Origin of the sequence: Enterobacter sp. 200527-13, from assembly GCF_027924865.1 — a bacterium.
Lineage (GTDB): Bacteria > Pseudomonadota > Gammaproteobacteria > Enterobacterales > Enterobacteriaceae > Enterobacter > Enterobacter ludwigii.
This window is the reverse complement of sequence record NZ_BSCM01000011.1, coordinates 1-25,494: the sequence shown is the minus strand read 5'-3', so window position 1 is coordinate 25,494 and position 25,494 is coordinate 1. Positions and strand designations below refer to the sequence as shown.

Below are 25,494 nucleotides of genomic sequence, written 5' to 3'. Positions count from 1 at the left end.
GAAAGGACTGAGGAATGACGATGTACACCCTGAAAGATATCACCCGACCTTCCGGCGGTTTTGCGATGCTGGCCGTTGACCAGCGCGAAGCGATGCGCCTGATGTTTGCTGCGGCGGGCGCACCGGTGCCGGTCACCGATCGGCATCTCACCGACTTTAAGGTCAACGCGGCCAAAATTCTGTCGCCGTATGCCTCCGCCATTCTTGTCGATCAGCAGTTTTGCTACCAGCAGATCGTTGAGCAAAAGGCCGTTGCCAAAAGCTGCGCGATGATTGTGGCAGCAGACGAATTTATTCCGGGAAACGGGATCCCCGTTGACAGCGTCGTCATCGATAAAAACGTTGATGCCCAGGCGGTCAGGCGCGATGGCGGTAAAGCGCTGAAGCTACTGGTGCTGTGGCGTAGCGACGAAGATCCGCAGCAGCGTCTGGAGATGGTGAAGGCGTTCAATCAGCTGTGCCATCACAATGGACTGCTTAGCATTATTGAGCCGGTAGTCCGCCCGCCGCGTCGCGGCGCGACGTTTAATCGTGAACAGGCCATTATCGACGCGGCAAAAGAGCTGGGAGACAGCGGAGCTGATCTCTACAAAGTGGAGATGCCCCTGTTCGGCAAAGGCTCTCAGCAGGAATTGCTGACTGCCTCGCAAAAACTGAACGAGAACATCGCCATGCCGTGGGTGATCCTCTCATCCGGCGTGGACGATAAGTTGTTCCCAAGGGCGGTGAGCGTTGCCATGCAGGCGGGCGCATCCGGCTTTTTAGCCGGCCGCGCCGTCTGGTCATCAGTGATTGGCCTGCCGGACACGGAACTGATGCTCCGTGATATTTCTGTGCCGAAACTGCAGCGTTTGGGTGAGATCGTCGACGAAATGATGGCTCGCCGTTAAGAAAGGACCCGAACATGAAATGGTTTAACACCCTGAGCCATAACCGCTGGCTTGAACAAGAGACTGACCGCATTCTCGATTTCGGTAAAAACGCCGCCGTGCCGACCGGCTTTGGCTGGCTGGGCAATAACGGTCAGGTGCGCAGCGATATGGGCACGCATCTGTGGATCACCGCCCGTATGCTGCACGTTTATGCCGTGGCGGCAAACATGGGGCGTCCCGGCGCATATGCCCTGGTGGAGCATGGCATCAACGCCCTGAATGGCCCGCTGCGTGACCCGCAATATGGCGGCTGGTACGCCTGTATTAACGATGAAGGCGTTATGGATGCCTCCAAGCAGGGCTATCAGCACTTCTTTGTTTTGCTGGGCGCGGCCAGCGCCGTCACCACCGGCCATCCGCAGGCTCGCAAGTTACTGGACGATGCCATCGAGGTGATTGAGCGTTATTTCTGGAGCGAACAGGAACAGATGTGCCTGGAATCCTGGGATGAGGCCTTCAGCAAAACCGAAGAGTACCGTGGTGGCAACGCCAATATGCACGCTGTCGAAGCCTTCCTGATTGTGTATGACGTGACGCATGACCGTAAATGGCTCGACCGCGCCCTGCGCATTGCTTCGGTGATCATTCACGACGTGGCACGCAAGGGCGAGTACCGGGTTAATGAGCATTTCGATACGCAATGGAACCCCATCCGCGATTACAACATTGATAACCCCGCTCACCGTTTTCGCGCCTACGGCGGTACGCCAGGCCACTGGATCGAGTGGGGCCGCCTGATGCTGCACCTGCGCGCTGCGCTGGAAGCGCGTTTTGAAACACCCCCCGCATGGCTGCTGGAAGATGCAAAAGGCTTGTTCCACGCCACAATCCGCGACGCCTGGGCACCCGATGGTGCCGACGGTTTTGTCTATTCCGTTGGCTGGGACGGTAAGCCCATCGTTCGCGAGCGCGTGCGCTGGCCGATTGTCGAAGCGATGGGAACGGCCTATGCGCTCTATACCGTCACCGGCGAGGCGCAGTACGAAGCCTGGTATCAGAAATGGTGGGATTACTGCATCAAATACCTGATCGACTATGAGAACGGTTCATGGTGGCAGGAGCTGGATATCCATAACGAAGTGACCACCAAAGTCTGGGACGGCAAGCAGGATATTTATCATCTGCTGCATTGCCTGGTGATCCCTCGCTTACCGCTGGCGCCAGGGTTAGCCCCGGCCGTTGCCGCCGGATTACTGGATAGCCAGGCCAAATAATAAAAACGGAGATCTTATGCGTACCCTACACAATATTATTCTTAAAAGCAGTGAACATGGTTTCACCCTGAGCTGGCAGGATCGTCTGATTCTGTCCCACACCGCCGACACCCCGTGCCTGTGGATCGGCGCAGGTGAAGCCGATATCGAGATGTTTCGCGGCAACTTCAGCATCAAAGACAAACTCAACGAAAAAATTGCCCTGACCGAGGCCACCGTCGCGCCGCAAAATGCGGGCTGGGCGATTCGCTTTACCCGGGGTGACGCCGTCAGCGCCACGCTACTGGTGGGTGTGGATGCCGAAGGACGCCTGGAGCTGAAACTCAAAAATGATGCCACCTGCCATAACCGCATCTGGCTGCGGCTGGCGGCCCAGCCCGAGGATCATATCTATGGTTGCGGAGAGCAGTTCTCCTACTTCGACCTGCGCGGCAAGCCGTTCCCGTTGTGGACCAGCGAGCAGGGCGTGGGCCGTAATAAGCAGACCTACGTCACCTGGCAGGCAGACTGCAAAGAGAACGCGGGCGGCGATTACTACTGGACCTTCTTCCCGCAACCCACCTTTGTGAGTACCCAGAAGTACTACTGCCACGTGGATAACAGCTGTTATATGAATTTCGACTTCAGCGCGCCGGGGTTCCACGAGCTGGCCTTCTGGGAGGATAACGCCACGCTGCGCTTCGAATGTGCGCAAACGTATGTCGATCTGCTGGAAAAACTGACCGGGTTACTGGGCCGCCAGCCCGAACTGCCGGACTGGGTTTACGACGGGGTAACGCTGGGCGTTCAGGGCGGCACCGACGTGTGCCAGCAAAAGCTCGACACCATGCGCAACGGCGGTGTGAAGGTGAACGGTATCTGGGCGCAGGACTGGTCCGGCATCCGGATGACCTCCTTTGGCAAACGCGTGATGTGGAACTGGAAGTGGAACAGCGATCTGTATCCGCAGCTGGATACACGTATCCCGCAGTGGAAGCAGGAAGGCGTGCAGTTCCTCTCCTATATCAACCCTTACGTGGCGAGCGACAGAGACCTCTGTGAAGAGGCGGCGAAACGCGGTTATCTGACCAAAAACGCCGACGGTCAGGACTATCACGTCGAGTTCGGCGAGTTCTATGCGGGCGTTATCGACCTGACGAATCCGGAAGCCTACGACTGGTACAAAGAGATCATCAAAAAGAACCTGATAGAACTGGGCTGTGGCGGCTGGATGGCTGATTTTGGTGAATATTTGCCGACTGATACCTTCCTGCACAACGGCGTGAGCGCGGAAATCATGCACAACGCCTGGCCTGCGCTATGGGCGAAATGTAACTACGAGGCGCTGGAAGAGACCGGCAAGCTCGGCGAGATCCTGTTCTTTATGCGCGCGGGTTATACCGGCAGCCAGAAACACTCGGTGATGATGTGGGCCGGCGATCAGAACGTCGACTGGAGCCTGGACGACGGTCTGGCGTCAGTGGTTCCTGCGGCACTCTCACTGGCAATGACCGGGCACGGGCTGCATCACAGCGACATCGGCGGTTATACCACGCTGTTTGAGATGAAACGCAACAAAGAGCTGCTGCTGCGCTGGTGCGACTTCAGCGCCTTCACACCGATGATGCGTACCCACGAGGGCAACCGCCCTGGCGATAACTGGCAGTTTGATGGCGACGGCGAAACCATCGCCCACTTTGCGCGTATGACGACCGTCTTCACTACCCTGAAGCCCTACATCAAAGCCGCCGTTGCGCAGAATGCGAAAAGCGGCCTGCCGGTGATGCGCCCGCTGTTCCTGCATTACGAAAACGATGCGCGCAGCTACACGCTGAAATACCAGTATCTGTTTGGCCGCGATCTGCTGGTGGCACCGGTCCATGAAGAAGGCCGTCGTGACTGGACGCTCTATTTGCCTGAGGACACCTGGGTGAATGCCTGGACGGGTGAAACGCATGAGGGCGGTGACATCACCGTTGACGCTCCGCTCGGCAAACCGCCGGTGTTTTATCGTCAGCAAAGCGAATGGGCAGACCTGTTTAGCACCTTACGTCATATCTGATAAGGCTCGCCCGCAGGGAAACCTGCGGGCAGATGGAGAACAATAATGCGTCAACACGCTTCCGATCCGGCAACGCTACGCCTGCCGTTTAAAGAGAAACTCGCCTACGGGATGGGCGATCTCGGCTCTAACATCCTTCTGGATATCGGCACGTTGTATCTGCTGAAGTTCTACACCGACGTTCTTGGCCTGCCTGGTACCTACGGCGGGATCATCTTCCTGATTGCCAAGTTCTTCACCGCCTTCACCGATATGGGCACGGGTATCATGCTCGATTCCCGACGCAAGATCGGTCCTAAGGGCAAATTCCGCCCGTTCGTGCTGTATGCGGCGTTCCCGGTGACGTTACTGGCCATCGCAAACTTTGTCGGCACGCCGTTTGAAATCACCGGCAAAACGGTGATGGCGACCGTGCTGTTCATGCTTTACGGCCTGTTCTTCAGCATGATGAACTGCTCCTACGGTGCGATGGTGCCGGCCATTACCAAAAACCCGGACGAGCGCGCTTCGCTGGCCGCCTGGCGTCAGGGCGGCGCCACGCTTGGCCTGCTGCTCTGTACCGTCGGGTTTGTGCCGGTAATGAACCTGATTGAAGGCAATGACCAGCTTGGGTATATCTTTGCCGCGACCCTCTTCTCGCTGTTCGGGCTGTTCTTTATGTGGTGGTGCTATAAGGGCGTGACCGAGCGTTACGTTGAAATGCAGCCCGCCAATCCAGCCCAGAAGCCCGGCCTGCTGCAGTCGTTTCGCGCCATCGCCGGTAACCGACCGCTATTTATTCTCTGCATCGCCAACCTGTGCACGCTGGGGGCCTTTAACGTCAAGCTCGCCATTCAGGTTTACTACACGCAGTACGTGCTGAACGACCCTATTCTGTTGTCCTACATGGGCTTTTTCAGCATGGGCTGCATTTTTATCGGCGTCTTTATGATGCCCGGCGCGGTGCGTCGCTTCGGCAAGAAAAAGGTCTATATCAGCGGGCTGCTGATTTGGGTGGCAGGCGACCTGCTCAACTACTTCTTTGGCGGTGGTTCGGTGAGCTTTGTGGCGTTCTCCTGTCTGGCCTTCTTCGGCTCAGCCTTCGTGAACAGCCTCAACTGGGCGCTGGTGTCCGATACCGTGGAGTACGGCGAATGGCGCACCGGCGTGCGATCCGAAGGGACGGTCTATACCGGCTTTACCTTCTTTCGGAAGGTCTCACAGGCGCTGGCCGGCTTCTTCCCCGGCATCATGCTCACGCAAATCGGCTATGTGCCAAACGTGGTGCAATCCGCCGGAACGGTTGAAGGGCTGCGGCAGCTGATATTTATCTACCCCAGTCTGCTGGCCGTCATCACCATCGTGGCGATGGGCTGTTTCTACAACCTCAACGAGAAGATGTATGTGCGCATCGTGGAAGAAATTGAACTGCGCAAACGTACAGCATAACTGACTTGAGAGAGCGCCCTGCGGGGCGCTGTGAGGATCGACCATGACACACAAGAGTGATCCGTTAACCCTGAAGCTGAGCCTGCGCGAAAAGTGCGCCTACGGGATGGGCGATTTTGGCTCTAACCTGATGCTCTGTATTGGCACGCTGTATCTGCTGAAGTTTTATACTGATGAACTGGGCATGCCCGCTTTTTATGGCGGCATTATTTTCCTGGTGGCGAAGTTCTTTACCGCATTCACCGACATGCTGACCGGGGTGTTGCTGGATTCGCGGCGTAACATCGGTGCCAGAGGCAAATTCAGGCCGTTTATTCTTTATGCCTCGGTGCCGGTTGCCCTGGTGGCCACGGCGCAGTTTGTGGCCACCGATTTTAGCCTGACGGTGAAAACCGCTATCGCCACCCTGCTCTTCATGATGTTTGGCCTCTGTTATAGCCTGATGAACTGCTCTTACGGCGCGATGGTTCCCGCCATCACTAAAAATCCGAACGAGCGGGCGCAGCTTGCGGCCTGGCGCCAGGGCGGCGCAACGGTTGGGTTATTGCTCTGCACCGTAGGGTTTATGCCAATCCAGGCGCTGTTTGTCAGCCAGCCCTCCCTCGGCTATCTGGTGGCCGCACTGGTGTTCGTCACCGGCGGTCTGTTCTGCATGTGGTGGTGCTACAGCGGTGTGAAAGAGCGCTATGTGGAGGTCACGCCCGATCATCATAAGCCTGGCATCCTGAAATCCTTCTGTGCCATTTTCCGCAACCCGCCGTTGCTGGTGTTGTGTATCGCCAACCTCTGCACCCTCGCCGCGTTTAATATCAAACTGGCGATTCAGGTCTACTACACCCAGTACGTGCTAAACGATCTGCATCTGCTGTCGTGGATGGGTTTTTTCAGTATGGGCTGCATTCTGGTTGGCGTGTTTCTGGTGCCGGGCGCGGTTAAGCGCTTCGGCAAGAAGCCGGTCTACCTTGGCGGGCTGACGCTGTGGGCCGTGGGCGACGTGATGAACTTCCTCTGGGGAACCAGCTCCCTGCTCTTTGTGCTCTTTTCCTGCATGGCCTTTTTCGGTACGGCATTCGTAAACAGCCTCAACTGGGCGCTGGTGCCCGATACCGTGGATTATGGCGAGTGGAAAACAGGCATTCGCGCCGAAGGGTCGGTTTATACCGGTTATACCTTCTCACGCAAAATCTCCGCCGCCCTCGCCGGTTTCCTGCCGGGCATTATGTTGACGCAGATTGGCTACATTCCACACGCCGTGCAGAGTGCGGGCACGCTACTGGGGCTCCGTCAGCTAATTTTTCTCTGGCCGTGCGGCCTGGCGATCGTTGCCGCGATAACCATGGGACTCTTTTATAAACTCAACGAAGCACGCTTCGCCTTTATTATTGAGGAGATTGGAAAACGGAAAAAACAACCCGCAAAACCCCCTGAGTTAACCACCAACAATAAAGCGTCAGCAGTCACTTTATAACAATAAATCCGGCCCTGATTCCCTTCCTGTGTAACAGGAGGGGGGCCTTTCTGTACCTCATACATGGACTGATTATGAAAAGAATCGTTACTGCACTGGTTGTGTCGTCTGTGTCCTGCTCGGCAGTTGCCGGTGCCTATGTCGAAACGCGCGAAGCCTATAATACGGCCTCTGAACTGCACGAAGTGATCCTGCGTGCCGGCTATAACTTCGATAACGGCGCGGGGCTGATGTTCACTAACGCCTATAACGTGGGCAAATGGGACGAGCTTAAGCACAGCTATAACGAAATTGAAGGGTGGTATCCGCTTTTTAGACCGACCGATAAACTCACCTTTCAGCCTGGCGGTTTACTGAATGACAGCAGCGCCGGGTCCGGAGGCGCTATCTATCTGGATACCAATTATAAATTTCTCGACTGGTTTAACCTGACCTTCCGTTATCGCTATAACCACAACAATTACGATACGCCGGACTACAACGGCCAGATGGATAAAAACGACACTCACGAATTCGCTAACTACTGGAATTTCAAGGTCACGGATGCGTTTTTCTATACCTTTGAACCGCATTTTTTCCAGCGCGTGAACGATTACCACAGCAAAAATGGCAAAGACCATCACTGGGAAATCACCCACAAATTTAGCTATAAAATCGATAAAAACTGGCTGCCCTATCTTGAGCTTCAGTGGCTGGACAGATGGAATGATTACAATCGCGAGCAGTACCGTATCCGCCTGGGGTTAAGGTATTCGTTCTGATAATAAAAAAAGCCGCTGATCGCTCAGCGGCTTTTTACGTGCCGGGTGGCGCATGCGCTTACCCGGCCTACGGATTGACCGTATTACTCTTCTTTCGCACCGCGCATTGCACGTTTACGATCGTTCTCGGTCAGGTGACGTTTACGGATACGGATAGACAGTGGGGTCACTTCTACCAGTTCGTCGTCATCGATGAACTCCAGAGCTTGCTCCAGGGTCATCTTGATCGGTGGAACCAGAACCGTTGCTTCGTCAGTACCGGACGCACGCATGTTGGTCAGTTTCTTACCGGTCAGGCAGTTTACAGTCAGGTCGTTAGAACGACTGTGAATACCGATGATCTGGCCTTCATAAACTTCAGCACCGTGACCCAGGAACAGCTTACCGCGATCCTGCAGACCGAACAGCGCAAACGCAACCGCTTTACCCTGACCGTTGGAGATCAGAACGCCGTTGTTACGCTGGCCAACTTCACCCGGACGAACGTCGTCGTAGTGGCTGAAGGTGGAGTACAGCAGACCGGTACCGGACGTCATGGTCATGAACTCTGAACGGAAACCGATCAGACCACGGCTTGGGATCACGTAGTCGAGACGTACGCGGCCTTTACCATCTGGATTCATGTTTTTCAGGTCGCCTTTACGCTCACCCAGAGCCTGCATAACAGAACCCTGATGCTGCTCTTCAACGTCCAGCGTTACGTTCTCGAACGGCTCTTGTTTACGACCGTCGATTTCGCGGAAGATAACTTTCGGACGGGAAACCGCCATTTCGAAACCTTCACGACGCATGTTTTCGATCAGAACAGACAGGTGCAGCTCACCACGACCAGAAACGCGGAATGCGTCAGCATCCTGAGTTTCTTCAACGCGCAGCGCAACGTTGTGCACCAGCTCTTTGTTCAGGCGGTCAAGGATCTGACGAGAGGTAACGAATTTACCTTCTTTGCCACAGAACGGAGAGGTGTTGACGTTGAAGAACATGGTTACCGTTGGTTCATCAACGGACAGGGCTGGCAGCGCTTCCACATTCTGCGGGTCGCAGATGGTGTCAGAGATGTTCAGCTCGCCCAGACCGGTAATCGCGATGATGTCGCCTGCTTCAGCCAGTTCGCTGTCGATACGCTCCAGACCCAGGTGAGTCAGCACTTTGCCCACTTTACCATTACGGGTTTTGCCTTCGCTATCGATGATAGTAACCTGCTGGTTCGGCTTCACTTTACCGCGTTTGATGCGGCCGATACCGATAACGCCAACGTAGTTGTTGTAGTCCAGCTGGGAGATCTGCATCTGCAACGGACCATCAAGATCAACATCCGGAGCCGGTACGTGATCGACAATCGCCTGATACAGCGGAGTCATGTCTTCCGCCATATTTTCGTGATCCAGACCCGCGATACCATTCAGCGCCGAAGCGTAAATGATAGGGAAGTCCAGCTGCTCGTCGGTCGCGTCGAGGTTAACGAACAGGTCGAACACCTGATCAACAACCCAGTCAGGACGCGCGCCCGGACGGTCAACCTTGTTGATAACAACAATAGGTTTCAGGCCATGGGCAAATGCTTTTTTGGTCACGAAGCGCGTTTGCGGCATTGGGCCGTCAAATGCGTCAACTACCAGCAGCACGGAATCCACCATGGACATCACGCGCTCAACTTCACCACCGAAGTCGGCGTGCCCTGGGGTATCAACGATGTTGATACGGTAGTCATTCCATTTGATAGCGGTGTTTTTCGCGAGGATAGTAATCCCACGCTCTTTCTCCAAATCGTTGGAGTCCATCACACGCTCTTGAGTTTCGGCACGAGCATCAAACGTACCGGACTGCTGCAGCAGCTTATCAACCAGGGTGGTTTTACCATGGTCGACGTGCGCGATGATGGCGATGTTACGCAAATTTTCGATCACAACTTTGCCTCAGGCATTAGAAATAGCGCGTTATTGTACACGGATTAATCGCACTACAAAACAGGATCACAAACATCCCCCGCAAACAAGTATTGCAGAGATGCTTTGTGATCGCTTTCACGGAGCGTAAAAAGGGCACTTTAACGAAAATTGCACCAATATGGTGCTCAGTGTTCACACTGAAGCACTATACTGGTGCAACATAACCATTGTGGTGCAGCACTTTTGCACTATGGTGCGCATGATAACGCCTTTTTGGGGTGTTTTAAAAGTTGGCACAGATTTCGCTTTATAAAAATACGGCAAAAAAATGGCACACAGCCAGCCCAAGACAGAAATTGAAGACCTCGTTACCACGACGACAATGACCAATCTGGAGAGTTAAGTATGTCCGCTGAACACGTTTTGACGATGCTGAACGAACATGAAGTGAAGTTTGTTGATCTGCGCTTCACCGATACCAAAGGTAAAGAACAGCACGTCACTATTCCTGCTCATCAGGTAAACGCCGAATTCTTTGAAGAAGGCAAAATGTTTGACGGCTCCTCCATTGGCGGCTGGAAAGGTATCAACGAATCTGACATGGTTCTGATGCCTGACGCTTCCACTGCGGTCATTGATCCGTTCTTCGAAGAACCAACCCTGATCATCCGTTGCGACATCCTCGAGCCAGGCACACTGCAGGGCTACGACCGCGACCCACGCTCCATCGCGAAACGCGCTGAAGAGTACCTGCGTTCAACCGGTATCGCAGACACCGTACTGTTCGGGCCAGAGCCAGAATTCTTCCTGTTTGATGACATCCGTTTCGGTGCCTCTATTTCTGGCTCCCACGTTGCCATCGACGATATCGAAGGTGCATGGAACTCCTCCACCAAATACGAAGGTGGTAACAAAGGTCACCGTCCTGGCGTTAAAGGCGGTTACTTCCCGGTTCCTCCGGTCGACTCCGCTCAGGACATCCGTTCCACCATGTGTCTGGTGATGGAAGAGATGGGCCTGGTGGTTGAAGCTCACCACCACGAAGTGGCGACTGCGGGTCAGAACGAAGTGGCAACCCGCTTCAACACCATGACCAAAAAAGCAGACGAAATTCAGATCTACAAATACGTTGTGCACAACGTTGCGCACCGTTTCGGTAAAACCGCGACCTTCATGCCAAAACCAATGTTTGGCGATAACGGTTCCGGTATGCACTGCCACATGTCTCTGTCCAAGAACGGAACCAACCTGTTCTCTGGCGACAAATATGCCGGTCTGTCTGAGCAGGCTCTGTATTACATTGGCGGCGTAATCAAACACGCTAAAGCGATCAACGCCCTGGCGAACCCAACCACTAACTCCTACAAGCGTCTGGTCCCAGGCTACGAAGCACCGGTAATGCTGGCGTACTCTGCGCGTAACCGTTCTGCTTCTATCCGTATACCTGTGGTAGCGTCTCCTAAAGCGCGTCGTATCGAAGTTCGCTTCCCGGATCCAGCTGCTAACCCATACCTGTGCTTCGCAGCACTGCTGATGGCGGGTCTGGACGGTATCAAGAACAAGATCCACCCAGGCGAAGCCATGGACAAAAACCTGTACGACCTGCCGCCAGAAGAAGCGAAAGAGATCCCACAGGTTGCAGGCTCTCTGGAAGAAGCCCTGCAGGCGCTGGACGCAGACCGCGAGTTCCTGACTGCAGGTGGCGTGTTCACTGACGACGCTATCGATGCTTACATCGCCCTGCGTACTGAAGAGAACGACCGTGTGCGTATGACGCCACACCCGGTTGAGTTCGAACTGTACTACAGCGTTTAAGTTTCAATGAGTTTCGCGCGCCCTTTTACGCGCGATCTCACAAGCTTTTATTTGTTGCCGTGGAAACTTTCAGCCCATCTCCGGATGGGCTTTTTTCTCCACCAACAAACTGATCTCACGCGCTTTTTACGACGAAAAAGCTATACTGCACTAAATTAGTGCAACCAACTCCAGGAGACTGCTGAATGGCAACTGGCACGCTGCCCGATGCTGGGCAGATCCTCAATTCTTTGATTAACAGTATTTTGCTGGTCGACGACGAGCTGGCCGTACATTACGCCAACCCGGCGGCGCAGCAGCTGCTCGCCCAGAGCTCACGCAAACTGTTTGGCACCCCGCTTCCGGAATTATTGAGCTATTTCTCGCTGAATATTGGCCTGATGCAGGAAAGTCTGCAGGCCGGTCAGGGCTTTACCGATAACGAAGTCACGCTGGTGATCGACGGGCGCTCACATATTTTATCGCTTACCGCACAACGGCTTCCTGAAGGACTGATCCTGCTTGAAATGGCGCCTATGGATAATCAGCGCCGCCTGAGCCAGGAGCAACTTCAGCATGCCCAGCAAATTGCCGCCCGTGACCTGGTGCGAGGCCTGGCGCATGAAATCAAGAACCCGCTGGGTGGCTTACGCGGTGCGGCACAACTCCTGACCAAAGCGCTGCCCGACCCTGCGCTGGCGGAGTACACCAACGTCATCATTGAGCAGGCAGACCGCCTGCGTAACCTGGTTGACCGTCTGCTCGGGCCGCAACAGCCCGGCATGCATGTTTCAGAAAGTATTCATAAAGTGGCTGAGCGGGTTGTGAAACTCGTCTCAATGGAGCTGCCGGAGAACGTCACGCTGGTCCGTGATTACGACCCAAGCCTGCCGGAACTGGCGCACGACCCGGATCAGATTGAGCAGGTCTTGCTGAATATTGTGCGTAATGCCCTGCAGGCACTGGGGCCGGAAGGGGGCGAAATTATTTTGCGCACCCGCACCGCGTTCCAGCTCACACTGCACGGCGTGCGCTATCGTCTGGCTGCCCGCATCGACGTTGAGGACAACGGGCCGGGTATTCCGTCGCATCTTCAGGACACCCTGTTCTACCCGATGGTCAGCGGTCGCGAAGGCGGTACCGGCCTGGGGTTATCCATTGCCCGTAGTTTGATCGATCAACACTCTGGAAAAATTGAATTTACCAGTTGGCCGGGACATACCGAGTTTTCGGTTTTCCTGCCGATTAAAAAATAAAGGTGACGTTTATGCAACGAGGGATAGTCTGGGTAGTCGATGACGATAGCTCCATCCGTTGGGTGCTTGAACGCGCGCTCACAGGGGCAGGATTAAGCTGCACGACGTTTGAGAGCGGCAGCGAAGTGCTCGACGCACTCACCACCAAAACGCCGGATGTGCTGCTTTCGGATATTCGCATGCCGGGAATGGACGGGCTGGCGCTTTTAAAGCAGATCAAACAACGCCATCCTATGCTTCCGGTCATCATAATGACGGCGCATTCCGACCTGGACGCCGCGGTGAGCGCCTATCAGCAAGGGGCGTTCGATTACCTGCCCAAACCGTTTGATATCGACGAAGCGGTCGCCCTGGTTGAGCGCGCGATCAGCCACTACCAGGAGCAGCAGCAGCCTCGTCACACGCCTGACTTCGGGCCCACGACGGACATCATTGGCGAAGCGCCGGCCATGCAGGATGTGTTTCGTATCATTGGCCGTCTGTCACGCTCGTCCATCAGCGTACTGATTAACGGTGAATCGGGAACCGGTAAAGAGCTGGTAGCGCATGCCTTACATCGCCACAGCCCGCGGGCAAAAGCACCGTTTATCGCCCTGAATATGGCCGCCATCCCAAAGGATTTAATTGAATCCGAACTGTTTGGCCATGAGAAAGGGGCTTTTACCGGCGCGAATACCATTCGCCAGGGTCGCTTCGAGCAGGCTGATGGTGGAACACTCTTTCTGGATGAAATCGGCGATATGCCGCTGGATGTCCAGACCCGTCTGCTGCGCGTGTTGGCCGACGGACAGTTTTATCGCGTAGGTGGCTATGCGCCGGTGAAGGTCGATGTACGCATTATTGCCGCGACGCACCAGAATCTGGAGCAGCGCGTCCAGGAAGGTAAATTCCGTGAGGATTTATTCCATCGCCTGAACGTGATCCGCGTTCATTTGCCACCGCTACGTGAACGCCGTGAAGATATTCCCCGCCTGGCGCGTCATTTTCTGCAGGTCGCTGCCCGTGAGCTGGGCGTGGAAGCCAAGCAGTTGCACCCGGAAACCGATGCCGCCCTCACCCGCCTGGCGTGGCCGGGCAACGTGCGTCAGCTGGAAAACACCTGTCGCTGGTTGACCGTAATGGCCGCCGGACAGGAAGTCCTGATTCAGGATTTACCGGCTGAACTGTTTGAAGCGACTGCGCCAGAAAGCAGCACCGGACATGCATTGCCGGACAGCTGGGCGACGCTGCTGGCACAGTGGGCCGATCGCGCGCTGCGTTCCGGTCATCAAAACTTGCTGTCTGAAGCCCAGCCCGAGATGGAGCGCACGCTGTTGACCACCGCACTCCGCCATACACAGGGCCATAAGCAGGAAGCGGCACGCCTGCTGGGATGGGGACGTAATACCCTGACGCGTAAGCTGAAAGAGCTTGGCATGGAGTGATCTTTACCCTTGTGTAAAGGTTATTAATTGAGCGCAAATTGCTGCTATTTTGCGCTTTACTGTATCAATGATTTTTGTATGATCGTGCCCGGAAAGTGAGGGTGATCATCATGCTGGAAACATTAGTGAATATGCTCTCAAGTGGAGCAGCTGAAAGCCACACGCCACAAACAGCCGTTGCTGCTGTGCTGTGCGCGGCGCTGGTTGGGCTGTTTAGCTAGAGAGTCGCTAACAAAAAAGCCGGGTAGCGGCTTCGCCTTACCCGGCCAAATATGTTGGCACGTCTTAAATGACGCGTGAGAACTGCTGCAGACGCGCTTTCTGACGCAGATAGGCGTCGAAGCACATGCAGATATTACGAATCAACAGGCGCCCTTTGGGTGTCACGTCAATTGCACGTTCTGAAACATCCACCAGCCCATCTTTTGCCAGAGGCGCTAACAGCTTCAGGTCATCAGCAAAGTAATCGCTGAAATGCAGATCCCACTGCGCTTCCACCTCGCTGAAATCAAGACGGAAGTTACAGATGAGCGCCTTAATCACGTCACGACGGATGCAGTCATCGCGCGTTAACGCGATACCGCGCCACAGCGCGTTGCCCGCGTCATCTACCTGCTGATAGTAAAGCTTCAGCTCTTTCTGGTTCTGCGCGTAGCAGTCACCGATCATGCTGATGGCGGAGACGCCCATCCCCAGCAAATCGGTGTCGCCCTGGGTGGTGTATCCCTGGAAATTTCGGTGCAGTACGCCTTCGCGCTGGGCAATAGCCAGCTCGTCATCCGGACGAGCAAAGTGATCCATGCCGATGAACTGATAACCGGCTTCGGTCAGCGAGGCGATGGTTTCCTGCAAAATATCCAGCTTCTGTTGGGCAGAAGGCAGGTCGGCATCTTTGATTTTGCGCTGAGCGGCAAACAGCGTCGGCAGATGCGCATAGTTAAAGACGCTCAGGCGGTCCGGGTTGAGTTCGGCCACGCGTTTCAGCGTGAAGGCGAAGCTCTCCGGCGTTTGCTTAGGCAGGCCGTAAATCAGGTCGATATTGGTCGATGTAAAGCCGATATCGCGGGCGTGGTTGAGTAAGGCAAAGATAAACTCTTCATCCTGCTCACGGTTCACCAGCCGCTGCACCTCTTTGTTGAAATCCTGAACACCCATGCTCAGGCGATTGAAACCTTCAGCGCGTAAGTGATCCAGTACATCCAGCTCAATTTCGCGCGGATCGACCTCGATCGAGATTTCAGCATCGTCGTTAAAACGGAAGTTGTTGCGCAGGAGCGTCATTAAACGGCTGATCTGCGCTTTATTCAGATACGTTGGCGTCCCCCCACCCCAGTGAAGCTGGCTGACGTGACGGCCGGCAAACAGCGGGGCACGGTGCAGAATTTCCTGCTCCAGCGCATCCAGATACTGATCGGCTTTATGCTGCTGACGGGTAACGATTTTATTGCAGCCGCAGAAGTAGCAGAGCTTGTGGCAGAACGGAATATGGACATAGAGCGACAGCGGTCGCTCGGGGTAGCGCGCGACAGCCTGCTGAAACGCCGCCTCGCCGAAACTATCGGAGAACTCCAGCGCGGTGGGGTATGACGTATAACGCGGCCCGGAATAGTTATATTTCTGGATTAGGGCCAAATCCCAGTCGATAGTTGGTACAGACATGCTCACTCCTTCCGTTGGTGTCGCGTTCGCATACGGCGGCCCGTTCTGGTCCCATCTCGGGCCATCACTCGGGTGCGCAGCCACTTCTGTCGCCGCGACAACCGCCGTAGTTTAACGAATAACCACACCAGATAACATATAACCGGAAGGGTTATTAGCAGGACTATCGTCCCTGCCGGATGCAAATGTTAGTTTCCACCCTTCAGAAGACGCATCATATCTTCCTGCTTTTCGTCTTCTTCTTCGTCTTCGTCATCCTCGTAAGACAGACCCAGCTTCTGCATCAGCTCATCAATGCGGTCCAGTTTGGCATCAACCCATGACTGCTCTTCGGCGGTCAGGGTTTCACCCTCTTCAAGACGTTCCAGCAGCGCGTCCAGGCGCTCATCGTTCTCCAGCAAATCCAGCTCAGCCTGCGGTGAAAGCATAGGTTTCTCGCTCTTTGGTTTGTGCTGCTTAGTGACCGGGGTGTCTGTCACGCCCAGTGGAACAGGTGTTTTACTGCCAATACGTGGGTCTTTCTGCTGCTTGTTTTTCGCAGAAGCGCCAGAAGCATCACCACCGTTTGCACGGCTACCCGCAGCATGACCGCGATGTTTTTTATCGCGTTTGCGATCGCGCGATTCCTGGTTCAGTTCTTCGCGCGTTTTGCGGTGTGCTTTTGCAGGGCGTTTAGCGCCCGCAGCGGAGGTCGGTTTTTTCATGATGTTTTATCTTTAAGTCGTTTTCTTCAGTATAGAATTGCGGCGAAATCTAGCAGAAAGCAAGCAAAGAAAAAAGGCGACAGAGCAATCTGTCGCCTTTTTTCCTGACTCACAACCCTTAACGGGTCAGACATTCCGTGTTTGCCAACAACAAACCCTGTTTATCCCTTGGCTAATACCGTCCGTGATACGGTTCCGTTTCCTGTTAAAACGCCTCCAGGCGTTGGTCATCCTGACAATCCTGCGTCTTCGCCTCCTGGCGCTCCTGACCCTAATCCTTAAGTCTGTTTCCTGTTGGCTTCCTCGCCCTGACGCATACTTTACCCTGTTCAGTTAAACTGACAAGCAACGAAACGGCACAAAAACGGATTTTCAGATAATTACCCGAGAATAAGCTTATGATTTAAAACAATTTGGCTTTTTTAACGCCTGCGAATTCTCTGAAATCTCCCATAGTATTCATAGCCGATCTCTCACAACCGCCAGGGTTTTAACCTACAGGCACTTTGCAATCAAAAAAGTCTTTTGCCGGCATTCAGGTATAATCCCCCTCAGATTACGATTTTGGAGACGACCACGTGACTACCTGGAACTACCAACAGACGCATTTTGTCACCAGTGCGCCCGATATCCGCCACCTTCCTTCTGATACTGGCATTGAAGTGGCTTTTGCTGGCCGCTCTAACGCGGGCAAATCCAGCGCCCTGAATACGCTGACCAATCAGAAGAGCCTGGCGCGTACCTCAAAAACACCTGGCCGTACTCAGCTGATTAACCTGTTTGAAGTGGCAGAAGGCAAACGCCTGGTCGACTTACCGGGATATGGTTACGCGCAAGTACCGGAAGAGATGAAGATCAAATGGCAGCGCGCGCTGGGTGAATACCTGGAAAAACGCCAGTGCCTGAAAGGACTAGTGGTGCTGATGGATATCCGCCATCCCCTGAAAGATCTCGATCAGCAGATGATCGACTGGGCTGTCTCAAGTGAGATAGCCGTGCTGGTACTGCTGACTAAAGCGGATAAGCTGGCGAGCGGCGCGCGTAAAGCGCAGGTGAATATGGTTCGCGAAGCGATGCTGGCTTTTAACGGCGACGTACAGGTAGAGCCGTTCTCCTCGCTGAAAAAGCAGGGTGTCGACAAGCTGCGTCAGAAGCTCGATAGCTGGTTCAACGAGCTGGAACCCGCGACGGAAGCGGAAGAAGAGTAATACCGAGCGCGGCGATGTCCGCGCTTTTTTTTGCCTGGATTTTTCTTTGCCGCAATAAAAAACGCCCCAGTCATTACTGACTGGGGCGGCTAAAATATTCAGCCAAATCCGATTACGTGAAGTAAAAGGTCTGAAAGATAGAACATCTTACCTCTGTACCCTACGCGAATAACTCTACCCCTTTTTTTGCTGTAGAAAAAGCACTTTTTGTAGTTTTTTTTCATTCTTTACATAGGGAATTCTAATGATCGTCACAAAACGCACTTTGTTATGTTGCTAACTTACATAAAAAGCGCGTTATTGGCAGAACCCTTAGTGAGCTTGATCCCAGTTTTCACCGCTGCCCACTTCCACCAGCAACGGCACGTCAAGGGTCATGCTGCTTTCCATCAGTTCGTGGATCTTCTTCGACACGGCGTCCAGATCATCTTTGTGGACTTCGAATACCAGTTCATCGTGTACCTGCATGATCATCTTCACGCGTGGCTTCTCTTTTTCCAGCCAGGCATCAACCGCGATCATCGCGCGCTTAATAATGTCTGCCGCCGTCCCCTGCATCGGGGCGTTGATGGCAGCACGTTCTGCACCGGCACGACGCGCGGCGTTGCTTGATTTGATGTCCGGCAGATAAAGGCGACGGCCATCCAGGGTTTCGACGTAGCCTTTCTCCTTCGCCTGTGCGCGGGTGCGTTCCATATATTCCAGCACGCCCGGATAACGCTCGAAGTAGAGATCCATATACTTCTGCGACTCTTTACGCGGAATGTTGAGCTGGCGCGAAAGGCCAAAGGCGCTCATGCCGTAGATCAGACCGAAGTTGATCGCCTTCGCACTGCGACGTTGCTCGTGAGTCACGCTGTCCAGCGGCAGCCCAAAGACTTCAGCCGCCGTTGCACGGTGGATATCCTTTCCTTCCGCAAAGGCTGTCAGCAGCCCCTTGTCGCGTGACAGGTGCGCCATAATACGCAGCTCAATTTGCGAGTAGTCGGCCGAGACGATCAGGTAGTCGTCTGGCGCGATAAACGCCTGACGGATACGACGGCCTTCTTCATTGCGTACCGGGATGTTCTGCAGGTTGGGATCGGTCGAAGAGAGACGACCGGTCGCCGCCACAGCCTGATGATACGAGGTATGCACGCGGCCCGTTTTAGGGTTGATCATCAACGGCAGTTTATCGGTATAGGTAGACTTCAGCTTCGCCAGACCACGGTACTGGAGAATCACTTTTGGCAGCGGGTAATCCAGCGCCAGTTCCTCAAGCACTTCTTCAGACGTTGATGGCGCGCCGCCAGGGGTTTTCTTCAGCGGCTTAATTCCCTGTTTTTCAAACAGGATGGTCTGAAGCTGTTTCGGAGACGAAAGGTTAAACGGTTCGCCGGCAAGCTCATGCGCCTTCTGCTCAAGCTCGGTCAACCGCTGCGCCAGTTCTCCAGAGTGATTATGCAGCACCGTCGGATCAATTTTTACGCCGTTGCGCTCAATGCGCGAGAGCACAGGTACCAGCGGCATCTCAATGTGCTGGAACACGTTCAGCGGACCTTCGTGCTTCTGCAGTTTTGGCCACATCTTCAGGTGCAGTTGCAGCGTGACATCGGCGTCTTCGGCCGCGTAGCGACCCGCTTCTTCCAGGGCAATCTGATTGAAGGTGAGCTGGTTTTTACCTTTTCCGGCAATCTCTTCAAAGGTAATGGTCTTATGCTTGAGCCAACGGTCGGATAAGGAGTCCATATCATGACGACCCGCCACGCTGTCGAGAATGTAAGATTCCAGCATGGTATCGAACGCAATGCCGCGCAGCTCAATGCCATAGTTTTGCAGAATGCCGCGATCATATTTGAGGTTTTGCCCAACCTTAAGCGCCTTGTCATCTTCCAGAATCGGCTTCAGCAGCTCCAGCACACGCTCACGCGGGATTTGATCAGGTGCATCGAGGTAATCATGCGCAACGGGCACATAGGCCGCCATTCCCGGCTCCGTCGCAAATGACAGGCCGACCATATTGGCCGAGATGTTATCGAGGCTGTCGGTTTCCGTATCGAAGGCAAAGAACGGCGCTTTTTTGAGCTTCTCAATCCACGCCACCAGCTGTGACTCTTCAAGGAGGGTTTCGTAATTGTCGAAAGAGAGCGCGATGGCCTCTTCTTCTGCCCGCTCTTCGGCATCAACGACAATCGTCTCCTTTGGCTTAGCGGCCGGTTTGGCCCCTTTTGCCTGCAGCCATTTACCGGCTTCCACGTCAGTGGTCCAGCGCTTGAATTCGTATTTCTTAAACAGGCTTAGCAGTTCGTCTGCGGAAGGCTGCTGCACTTCCAGCTGCTCACAACCCAGTTCCAGTTCAACATCGGTTTTAATGGTTGCCAGCTTATAGGAGAGATAAGCCACCTCTTTGTTCTCTTCCAGCTTTCCGGCCATGGTTTTTGCACCACGGAAGGAGAGCCCGGCGATTTTGTCCGGCTCCGCGTACAGCGTATCCAGCCCGCCCAATCCCTGAAGCAGTGCCTGGGCGGTCTTTTCACCCACGCCAGGTACACCAGGGATGTTATCCGAGGAGTCGCCCATCAGCGCGAGGAAGTCGATAATCAGCTCTGGCGGCACGCCATATTTTGTGACCACCTCTTCAGGCCCCAGGATGGTGTTGGTCATGGTGTTAATCAGGGTGATACCTGGCGTTACCAGCTGCGCCATATCTTTATCCCCAGTACTGATCAGTACCGGACGACCCATTTTTTCTGCTTCACGTGCCAGCGTGCCTATTACGTCATCGGCTTCGACCCCAGAGACGGCCAGCAGCGGCAAGCCCATCGCTTTTACCATCGCGTGCAGCGGTTCAATCTGCGCACGCAGATCGTCAGGCATTGGCGGACGGTGAGATTTGTAATGCTCAAAAAGCTCGTCGCGGAAGGTTTTACCTTTCGCATCAAACACCACTGCCGCATGGGTTGGCTGGTACTGAAGAATCAGGCTGCGCAGCATGTTTAGCACGCCGTACATTGCGCCGGTAGGTTCCCCTGCGCTATTGGTCAGAGGAGGAAACGCATGATACGCCCGATACAGGTAAGAAGAGCCGTCGACGAGAATAAGAGGGTTTTCTGGGATCTGAACCATAATGTCCGTGCCTTTAATCAATTTATGCGTAAAGGATGCCACAGAAGGATGAAAACATCAGTTATTAGCGCCAGATACAGGAAAAGATTTTGCGATCGTGAGGATCGCTCGCAAAAATAAATCTGTGGATAAGTTTGTGCATACTTTTACGTCACAGGAATAACAGACGCTAAAAGTACATACCTCATAATAAATAGATGCTATATATCATAGAGTTATTATGTTTCATTTGATCTTTATGGCCAATTGATGACAATTTAGTCTATGTGGATATAAGCCCAGGGCCGCATGCCGTTATAGCGAAATCTTCTGCTCCCGGGCGTTATCCCGCAACGCCTGGCATGAAAGCACCCTTATTTTGTCTGATTTCTGATAAAATCAGCGCCCTGCACCGGATAGCCGGCCGCTCACTTACAGCTAACCATCTGAAAAAGCTCATCATGTCGAGATTGCTCGCAGCAATAACATTACCTTTAAGCATCTTTTTAACTATTCTGGTGACTGTCGCCTGTTCTGTGCCGATCATTATTGCCGGCATCATTAAGTTGCTGCTGCCCGTGCCCGTGGTATGGCGAGCCGTATCCGCATTTTGTAATTTCATGATGTACTGCTGGTGTGAAGGACTGGCGTTCCTGTTGTACCTGAACCCACACCTGAAGTGGGATGTGGAAGGGCTTGAAGGCCTCAACAAAAAGAACTGGTACCTGCTTATCTGCAACCACCACAGCTGGGCAGACATCGTGGTGTTATGCGTGCTTTTCCGCAAACATATCCCGATGAACAAATACTTCCTGAAACAGCAGCTCGCCTGGGTGCCTTTTATCGGTCTGGCCTGCTGGGCGCTTGATATGCCGTTTATGAAACGCTATTCGCGCAGCTATTTGCTTCGTCATCCGGAGCGTCGTGGTAAAGATGTGGAAACCACGCGCCGTTCCTGCGAAAAATTTCGCGCGCATCCGACAACCATTGTGAACTTCGTGGAAGGCTCGCGCTTTACGGAAGAGAAGCGTCAACAAACTCGCTCTCCTTATCAGCACCTGCTGCCGCCCAAGGCTGCGGGCATTGCGATGGCGCTTAACGTGTTGGGCGCGCAGTTCGATAAATTACTCAACGTCACGCTCTGCTATCCGGAAAACGACAGGACACCCTTCTTCGATATGCTCAGCGGCAAGCTGACGCGGATCGTTGTACGCATCGAGCTGGTGCCGGTTGATGACGGGTTGCACGGGGATTACGTTAACGATAAGAATTTCAAACGTCTTTTCCAGCGTTGGCTGAATACGCTCTGGAATGAGAAAGATGAACAGATAGAAAAGATTAAATCTTCATACAAAAACGCCGGTCAGTGACCGGCGTTTTTTTCTTTATTGATCTTACTTCTTCTCGACCAGATATTTCACGGTATCCGCGTACTGCTGTACGAAGATATCCATGCTGCTGGTGTCCATGCCCTGCGTGTTCAGCTGATATTTGCCGTTAACATACATCGCCGGAACGCCCTGCAGCTGAAGGTCTGCGGCGGCTTTTTCCTGCTGGGCTACCAGAGATTTCACCACAAAGCTGTTCCATGCCGCGTCGTATTCTTCACCTTTCACACCGGCATCCACGAAGACTTTACGGATATCTGCAGTCGTCTGAACTGTCTGGGTTTTCTGGACTGCTTCAAACATTGGTGCAGTGATCTTATCTTCCACGCCCAGCGCGATAGCTACCGCCCACGCCTGAGTCAGGTCTTTACCCAATGGGCCCAGGAACTCAACGTGATACTTGGTCATTTTGGTGCCTTCTGGCAGCTTTTTCTTCACGTTATCGGAAACATGCAGCACCTGCTCGAACTGATAGCAATGTGGGCAATAGAACGAGAAGAACTCCAGAACCTGTGGCTCGCCAGCGACTGGTTTTTCCAGCGTCGTATACTGTTTGCCGTCGGTAAACTGCGCAGCAGAAGCGCTAAATGCCAGAATCATACCTGCCAGCGCCAGCCAAATTTTTTTCATGATTAACTCTCTCCTGGGTGTGTCCAATTAATACATCGGCGTTAATTGCAGAGGGGGCTCCTTAAGAACCTTAACCTGCTCAGTAAATGTGGATATCTGGCTGCGCCAGTAATCCTCTCCGGTAAGCCACGGGAAATTACGGGGAAATGCAGGATCGTCCCAACGCCTGATTAACCATGCGAGATAATAAACAAAACGCATCGCGCGTAAAGGTTCAATCAGGACAATTTCGTCTGAATTAAAAGGGCTAAACTCTTCATAGGCCTCAATAATCGTTTCAAGCTGCATCCGTTGCTCAGCTTTATCGCCATTGAGCAGCATCCACAGGTCCTGAACCGCTGGCCCCATACGTGCATCATCGAGATCGACGAACAGCGGGCCATCACGCCAGAGAATATTACCAGCGTGACAATCGCCATGCAGACGCAGAACGGAAATATCATCGCGCCAGCAGGTTTTCACCGCATCAATAAGTTTATCGGTCGCGTTGAGGAAATTATCCTTAAGTGCTTTGGGGATTAGCGCCGAGGTTTCAAATACCTGACGAGGTTCAAGCAGGTATTCCTGAATACCGATTGTCGGACGGGCAATAAAGTCTTCTTTGCGTCCCGTCTGGTGAATGCGTCCCAGATATCGGGCAACCCACTCCATCTGATCGATATTATCCGCTTCAAACTGGCGGCCCCCCAGGCTTGGGAATACGGCGTAGTAAAACCCTTCGTGGGTGAGCAGCGTTTGGTTATTAAATTTAAGCGGCGCGGCAACGGGAACATCATCATCCAGCAGATCGTGAGCAAACTGGTGCTCTTCCTGAATTTGTTCTGCGGACCAACGTTGAGGGCGATAGAACTTTACGACGAAGCGCTGACGATCCTCGTCCTGAAACTGATAGACGCGGTTTTCGTAGCTATTTAAGGGGGTTAGCCCGGAATCCACCCGAATACCCTGTTCAAACAGCGCATCCATAATGGTATCCGGGTGTAATGTCTGGAAAGTAAAAGCCTGGTCGTTCATCCGATCATCCGGAAATTATACGAATGATTCAGGATATCATCTTGTGGCGATTTCGGTGCCGCCGCTTACAAGCTTTTACTCTTTAATTACGCCACGTGCGCGCAGCAACGCGGTTTTAAAATCTTCCTCATAATCTTTCTGAATACCAGGAATAACAGCGTCTTTGGCAGAGTCGCGCATTTTGAGATGGTAGATCAGGATATCGTCAGAAAGGTCTGTCAGTTCGCCGTCAAAACCTGACTCTTTCGCCAGTTTCTGTAAAAATTGCATCAGATTAAGCTCTGGCTCTTTTTGCCAGGCCGGCTGGAGGAGTTCAATGACTTCATTCAGACGTTTACATTTCATGGTGGTGCTCCTTTCATTGAGAGTGACACGTTAGCAGGGTCAATCCCACAATAAAAGAGGCGATATTCATGAATCATGGCCAGCAAATAATCGGCGTTGTTCTGGCGGGTGGCAAGGCAACCCGAATGGGGGGGAAAGATAAAGGTCTTCAGCTCCTTAACGGTAAGCCACTCTGGCAGCATGTCGCTGATACGCTTGCGGACCAGGTCATGACAATGGCCATCAGCGCTAACAGGCATAGAGATGTTTATCAGCGTAGCGGGTATCCCGTTTACGAGGATACCCAGGAGAATTACCCCGGGCCGCTGGCCGGTATGCTTTCGGTTATGCAGCAGTCGCACGGAGAGTGGTTTATCTTCTGTCCGTGTGATACCCCGTTTATTCCGTCTTGTCTTGTCGAACGCATGGTACGGCTTCGTGGTAGCGCACCCGTTGTCTGGGCCCATGATGGTGAGCGTGACCACCCTGCTGTTGCGTTGATCCACCGTTCGTTAGTTACGGCGTTACAGGAGTACCTGACGGCAGGAGAGCGCAGGGTGATGGCTTTTATGCGCCAGTCAGGCGGCCATCCCGTCGATTTTAGCGATCTGAAATCGGCGTTTATGAACGTCAATACCACAGAAGATTTGCAGATGATGCAGGAGAAAAAATGATACCTGTTTTGGCCATTTCAGCCTGGAGTGGTACCGGGAAAACGACGCTGCTGAAAAAACTGATCCCTGCGCTTTGCGCTAAAGGTATTCGCCCCGGATTAATTAAGCATACGCATCACAATATGGATGTCGATAAGCCGGGAAAAGACAGCTATGAGCTGCGTAAGGCGGGAGCAGCCCAAACGATGGTGGCGAGTGATCAGCGCTGGGCATTGATGACTGAAACACCGGATGAAGCGCCGCTGGATCTCATGTATCTGGTTAGTCGGATGGATCACTCTACTCTGGATCTGGTGCTGGTTGAGGGGTTTAAGCATGACGCGGTGGCAAAGATCCTGCTGTTCAGAAGCCATGCCGGGCATGATGTTCACGAACTGACGCTCGATGAGCATGTGATTGCAGTCGCCAGTGACGTAGCCCTGGATCTGGAGGTACCGGTACTGGATTTGAATAACGTTGAGGAGATCGCCGCGTTTATTTTGAATTGGTGTGCTGTCTGATGCCGTCTCCGGTGGCGGGAAAGAACCAAAGCAAAAAACCCCGCACCATACGGTACGGGGTTCTTTTAATTGATGCCTGGCAGTTCCCTACTCTCACATGGG

Annotated in this window: 22 protein-coding genes; 14 read left to right on the top strand and 8 right to left on the bottom strand. The window is 53.6% G+C overall.

Translation table 11 applies throughout. The features are described 5' to 3' along the window. The first annotated feature begins 14 nt into the window (after positions 1-14). From yihT to ompL, 6 genes are all read left to right on the top strand, one after another. Positions 15-890: a sulfofructosephosphate aldolase gene (gene yihT / locus QMG44_RS22060; protein ID WP_086533037.1), complete on the top strand. Its 876-nt coding sequence runs from the start codon at positions 15-17 to the stop codon at positions 888-890. A gap of 14 nt (positions 891-904) precedes the next feature. Further along, positions 905-2,146: a sulfoquinovose isomerase gene (yihS, locus tag QMG44_RS22055; protein ID WP_014172243.1), complete on the top strand. Its 1,242-nt coding sequence runs from the start codon at positions 905-907 to the stop codon at positions 2,144-2,146. A gap of 16 nt (positions 2,147-2,162) precedes the next feature. Beyond that, complete coding sequence (locus tag QMG44_RS22050) at positions 2,163-4,187, top strand: alpha-glucosidase (RefSeq protein ID WP_086533038.1); 2,025 nt, start codon at positions 2,163-2,165, stop codon at positions 4,185-4,187. Between the two features lie 45 nt (positions 4,188-4,232). Continuing rightward, positions 4,233-5,615: an MFS transporter gene (locus QMG44_RS22045; protein WP_020883982.1), complete on the top strand. Its 1,383-nt coding sequence runs from the start codon at positions 4,233-4,235 to the stop codon at positions 5,613-5,615. Between the two features lie 43 nt (positions 5,616-5,658). Further along, on the top strand, positions 5,659-7,083 hold the full coding sequence (locus tag QMG44_RS22040; RefSeq protein WP_020883983.1) for an MFS transporter: 1,425 nt from the start codon (positions 5,659-5,661) through the stop codon (positions 7,081-7,083). A gap of 74 nt (positions 7,084-7,157) precedes the next feature. Beyond that, positions 7,158-7,844, top strand: coding sequence for a porin OmpL (ompL, locus tag QMG44_RS22035; protein WP_086533039.1), 687 nt, complete (start codon positions 7,158-7,160; stop codon positions 7,842-7,844). An 83-nt stretch (positions 7,845-7,927) separates the two neighbouring features. Here ompL and typA read toward each other — a convergent pair whose 3' ends face one another. After that, positions 7,928-9,751: a ribosome-dependent GTPase TypA gene (gene typA, locus QMG44_RS22030; RefSeq protein ID WP_014172248.1), complete on the bottom strand. Its 1,824-nt coding sequence runs from the start codon at positions 9,749-9,751 to the stop codon at positions 7,928-7,930. A gap of 387 nt (positions 9,752-10,138) precedes the next feature. Between typA and glnA the strand changes: the two genes are divergently transcribed. From glnA to QMG44_RS22010, 4 genes are all read left to right on the top strand, one after another. Further along, on the top strand, positions 10,139-11,548 hold the full coding sequence (glnA, locus tag QMG44_RS22025; RefSeq protein WP_014172249.1) for a glutamate--ammonia ligase: 1,410 nt from the start codon (positions 10,139-10,141) through the stop codon (positions 11,546-11,548). A gap of 185 nt (positions 11,549-11,733) precedes the next feature. Further along, positions 11,734-12,783 (top strand): nitrogen regulation protein NR(II), encoded by a 1,050-nt coding sequence (glnL, locus tag QMG44_RS22020; protein ID WP_014172250.1) that lies wholly within the window; start codon positions 11,734-11,736, stop codon positions 12,781-12,783. A gap of 11 nt (positions 12,784-12,794) precedes the next feature. Then, positions 12,795-14,207, top strand: a complete 1,413-nt coding sequence (gene glnG, locus QMG44_RS22015) for a nitrogen regulation protein NR(I) (RefSeq protein WP_020883985.1) — start codon at positions 12,795-12,797, stop codon at positions 14,205-14,207. Between the two features lie 110 nt (positions 14,208-14,317). Further along, complete coding sequence (locus tag QMG44_RS22010) at positions 14,318-14,428, top strand: YshB family small membrane protein (protein ID WP_032670298.1); 111 nt, start codon at positions 14,318-14,320, stop codon at positions 14,426-14,428. Between the two features lie 64 nt (positions 14,429-14,492). On the opposite strand, the gene hemN is transcribed toward QMG44_RS22010, so the two are convergent. Continuing rightward, complete coding sequence (gene hemN, locus QMG44_RS22005) at positions 14,493-15,866, bottom strand: oxygen-independent coproporphyrinogen III oxidase (RefSeq protein WP_050737758.1); 1,374 nt, start codon at positions 15,864-15,866, stop codon at positions 14,493-14,495. Between the two features lie 188 nt (positions 15,867-16,054). Then, positions 16,055-16,570, bottom strand: coding sequence for a Der GTPase-activating protein YihI (gene yihI / locus QMG44_RS22000; RefSeq protein WP_020883987.1), 516 nt, complete (start codon positions 16,568-16,570; stop codon positions 16,055-16,057). 578 nt (positions 16,571-17,148) lie between these two features. Here yihI and yihA point away from each other — a divergent pair. Next, the gene (gene yihA, locus QMG44_RS21995) at positions 17,149-17,778 is read left to right on the top strand and encodes a ribosome biogenesis GTP-binding protein YihA/YsxC (RefSeq protein WP_086533040.1); all 630 of its coding nucleotides are present in this window, start codon (positions 17,149-17,151) and stop codon (positions 17,776-17,778) included. Positions 17,779-18,090: 312 nt separating this feature from the next. Here yihA and polA read toward each other — a convergent pair whose 3' ends face one another. Together polA and QMG44_RS21985 are read right to left on the bottom strand one after the other, a co-directional pair. After that, the gene (gene polA / locus QMG44_RS21990; protein ID WP_086533041.1) at positions 18,091-20,883 is read right to left on the bottom strand and encodes a DNA polymerase I; all 2,793 of its coding nucleotides are present in this window, start codon (positions 20,881-20,883) and stop codon (positions 18,091-18,093) included. Between the two features lie 322 nt (positions 20,884-21,205). Next, a complete protein-coding gene (locus QMG44_RS21985) occupies positions 21,206-21,484 on the bottom strand; it encodes a hypothetical protein (RefSeq protein WP_232937917.1) in 279 nt (92 codons plus the stop codon). Between QMG44_RS21985 and QMG44_RS21980 the strand changes: the two genes are divergently transcribed. After that, a complete protein-coding gene (locus QMG44_RS21980; protein WP_232937915.1) occupies positions 21,381-22,232 on the top strand; it encodes an acyltransferase in 852 nt (283 codons plus the stop codon). The genes QMG44_RS21985 and QMG44_RS21980 overlap by 104 nt on opposite strands. A 24-nt stretch (positions 22,233-22,256) precedes the next feature. Here QMG44_RS21980 and dsbA read toward each other — a convergent pair whose 3' ends face one another. The 3 genes from dsbA to QMG44_RS21965 form a co-directional block, all read right to left on the bottom strand. Continuing rightward, positions 22,257-22,880, bottom strand: a complete 624-nt coding sequence (dsbA, locus tag QMG44_RS21975) for a thiol:disulfide interchange protein DsbA (protein ID WP_020883990.1) — start codon at positions 22,878-22,880, stop codon at positions 22,257-22,259. Positions 22,881-22,907: 27 nt separating this feature from the next. Next, on the bottom strand, positions 22,908-23,894 hold the full coding sequence (locus tag QMG44_RS21970) for a serine/threonine protein kinase (RefSeq protein WP_020883991.1): 987 nt from the start codon (positions 23,892-23,894) through the stop codon (positions 22,908-22,910). A 75-nt stretch (positions 23,895-23,969) separates the two neighbouring features. Next, the gene (locus QMG44_RS21965; RefSeq protein WP_010436801.1) at positions 23,970-24,239 is read right to left on the bottom strand and encodes a YihD family protein; all 270 of its coding nucleotides are present in this window, start codon (positions 24,237-24,239) and stop codon (positions 23,970-23,972) included. A gap of 68 nt (positions 24,240-24,307) precedes the next feature. Between QMG44_RS21965 and mobA the strand changes: the two genes are divergently transcribed. Both mobA and mobB read left to right on the top strand, forming a co-directional pair. Beyond that, positions 24,308-24,892 carry a molybdenum cofactor guanylyltransferase MobA gene (gene mobA / locus QMG44_RS21960; protein ID WP_086533042.1) on the top strand — a complete coding sequence of 195 codons (585 nt, stop codon included), beginning with the start codon at positions 24,308-24,310 and terminating at the stop codon, positions 24,890-24,892. Further along, positions 24,889-25,392, top strand: coding sequence for a molybdopterin-guanine dinucleotide biosynthesis protein MobB (gene mobB, locus QMG44_RS21955; protein WP_086533043.1), 504 nt, complete (start codon positions 24,889-24,891; stop codon positions 25,390-25,392). The genes mobA and mobB overlap by 4 nt, the downstream gene beginning before the upstream one ends. The last annotated feature ends 102 nt before the right edge of the window (positions 25,393-25,494 follow it).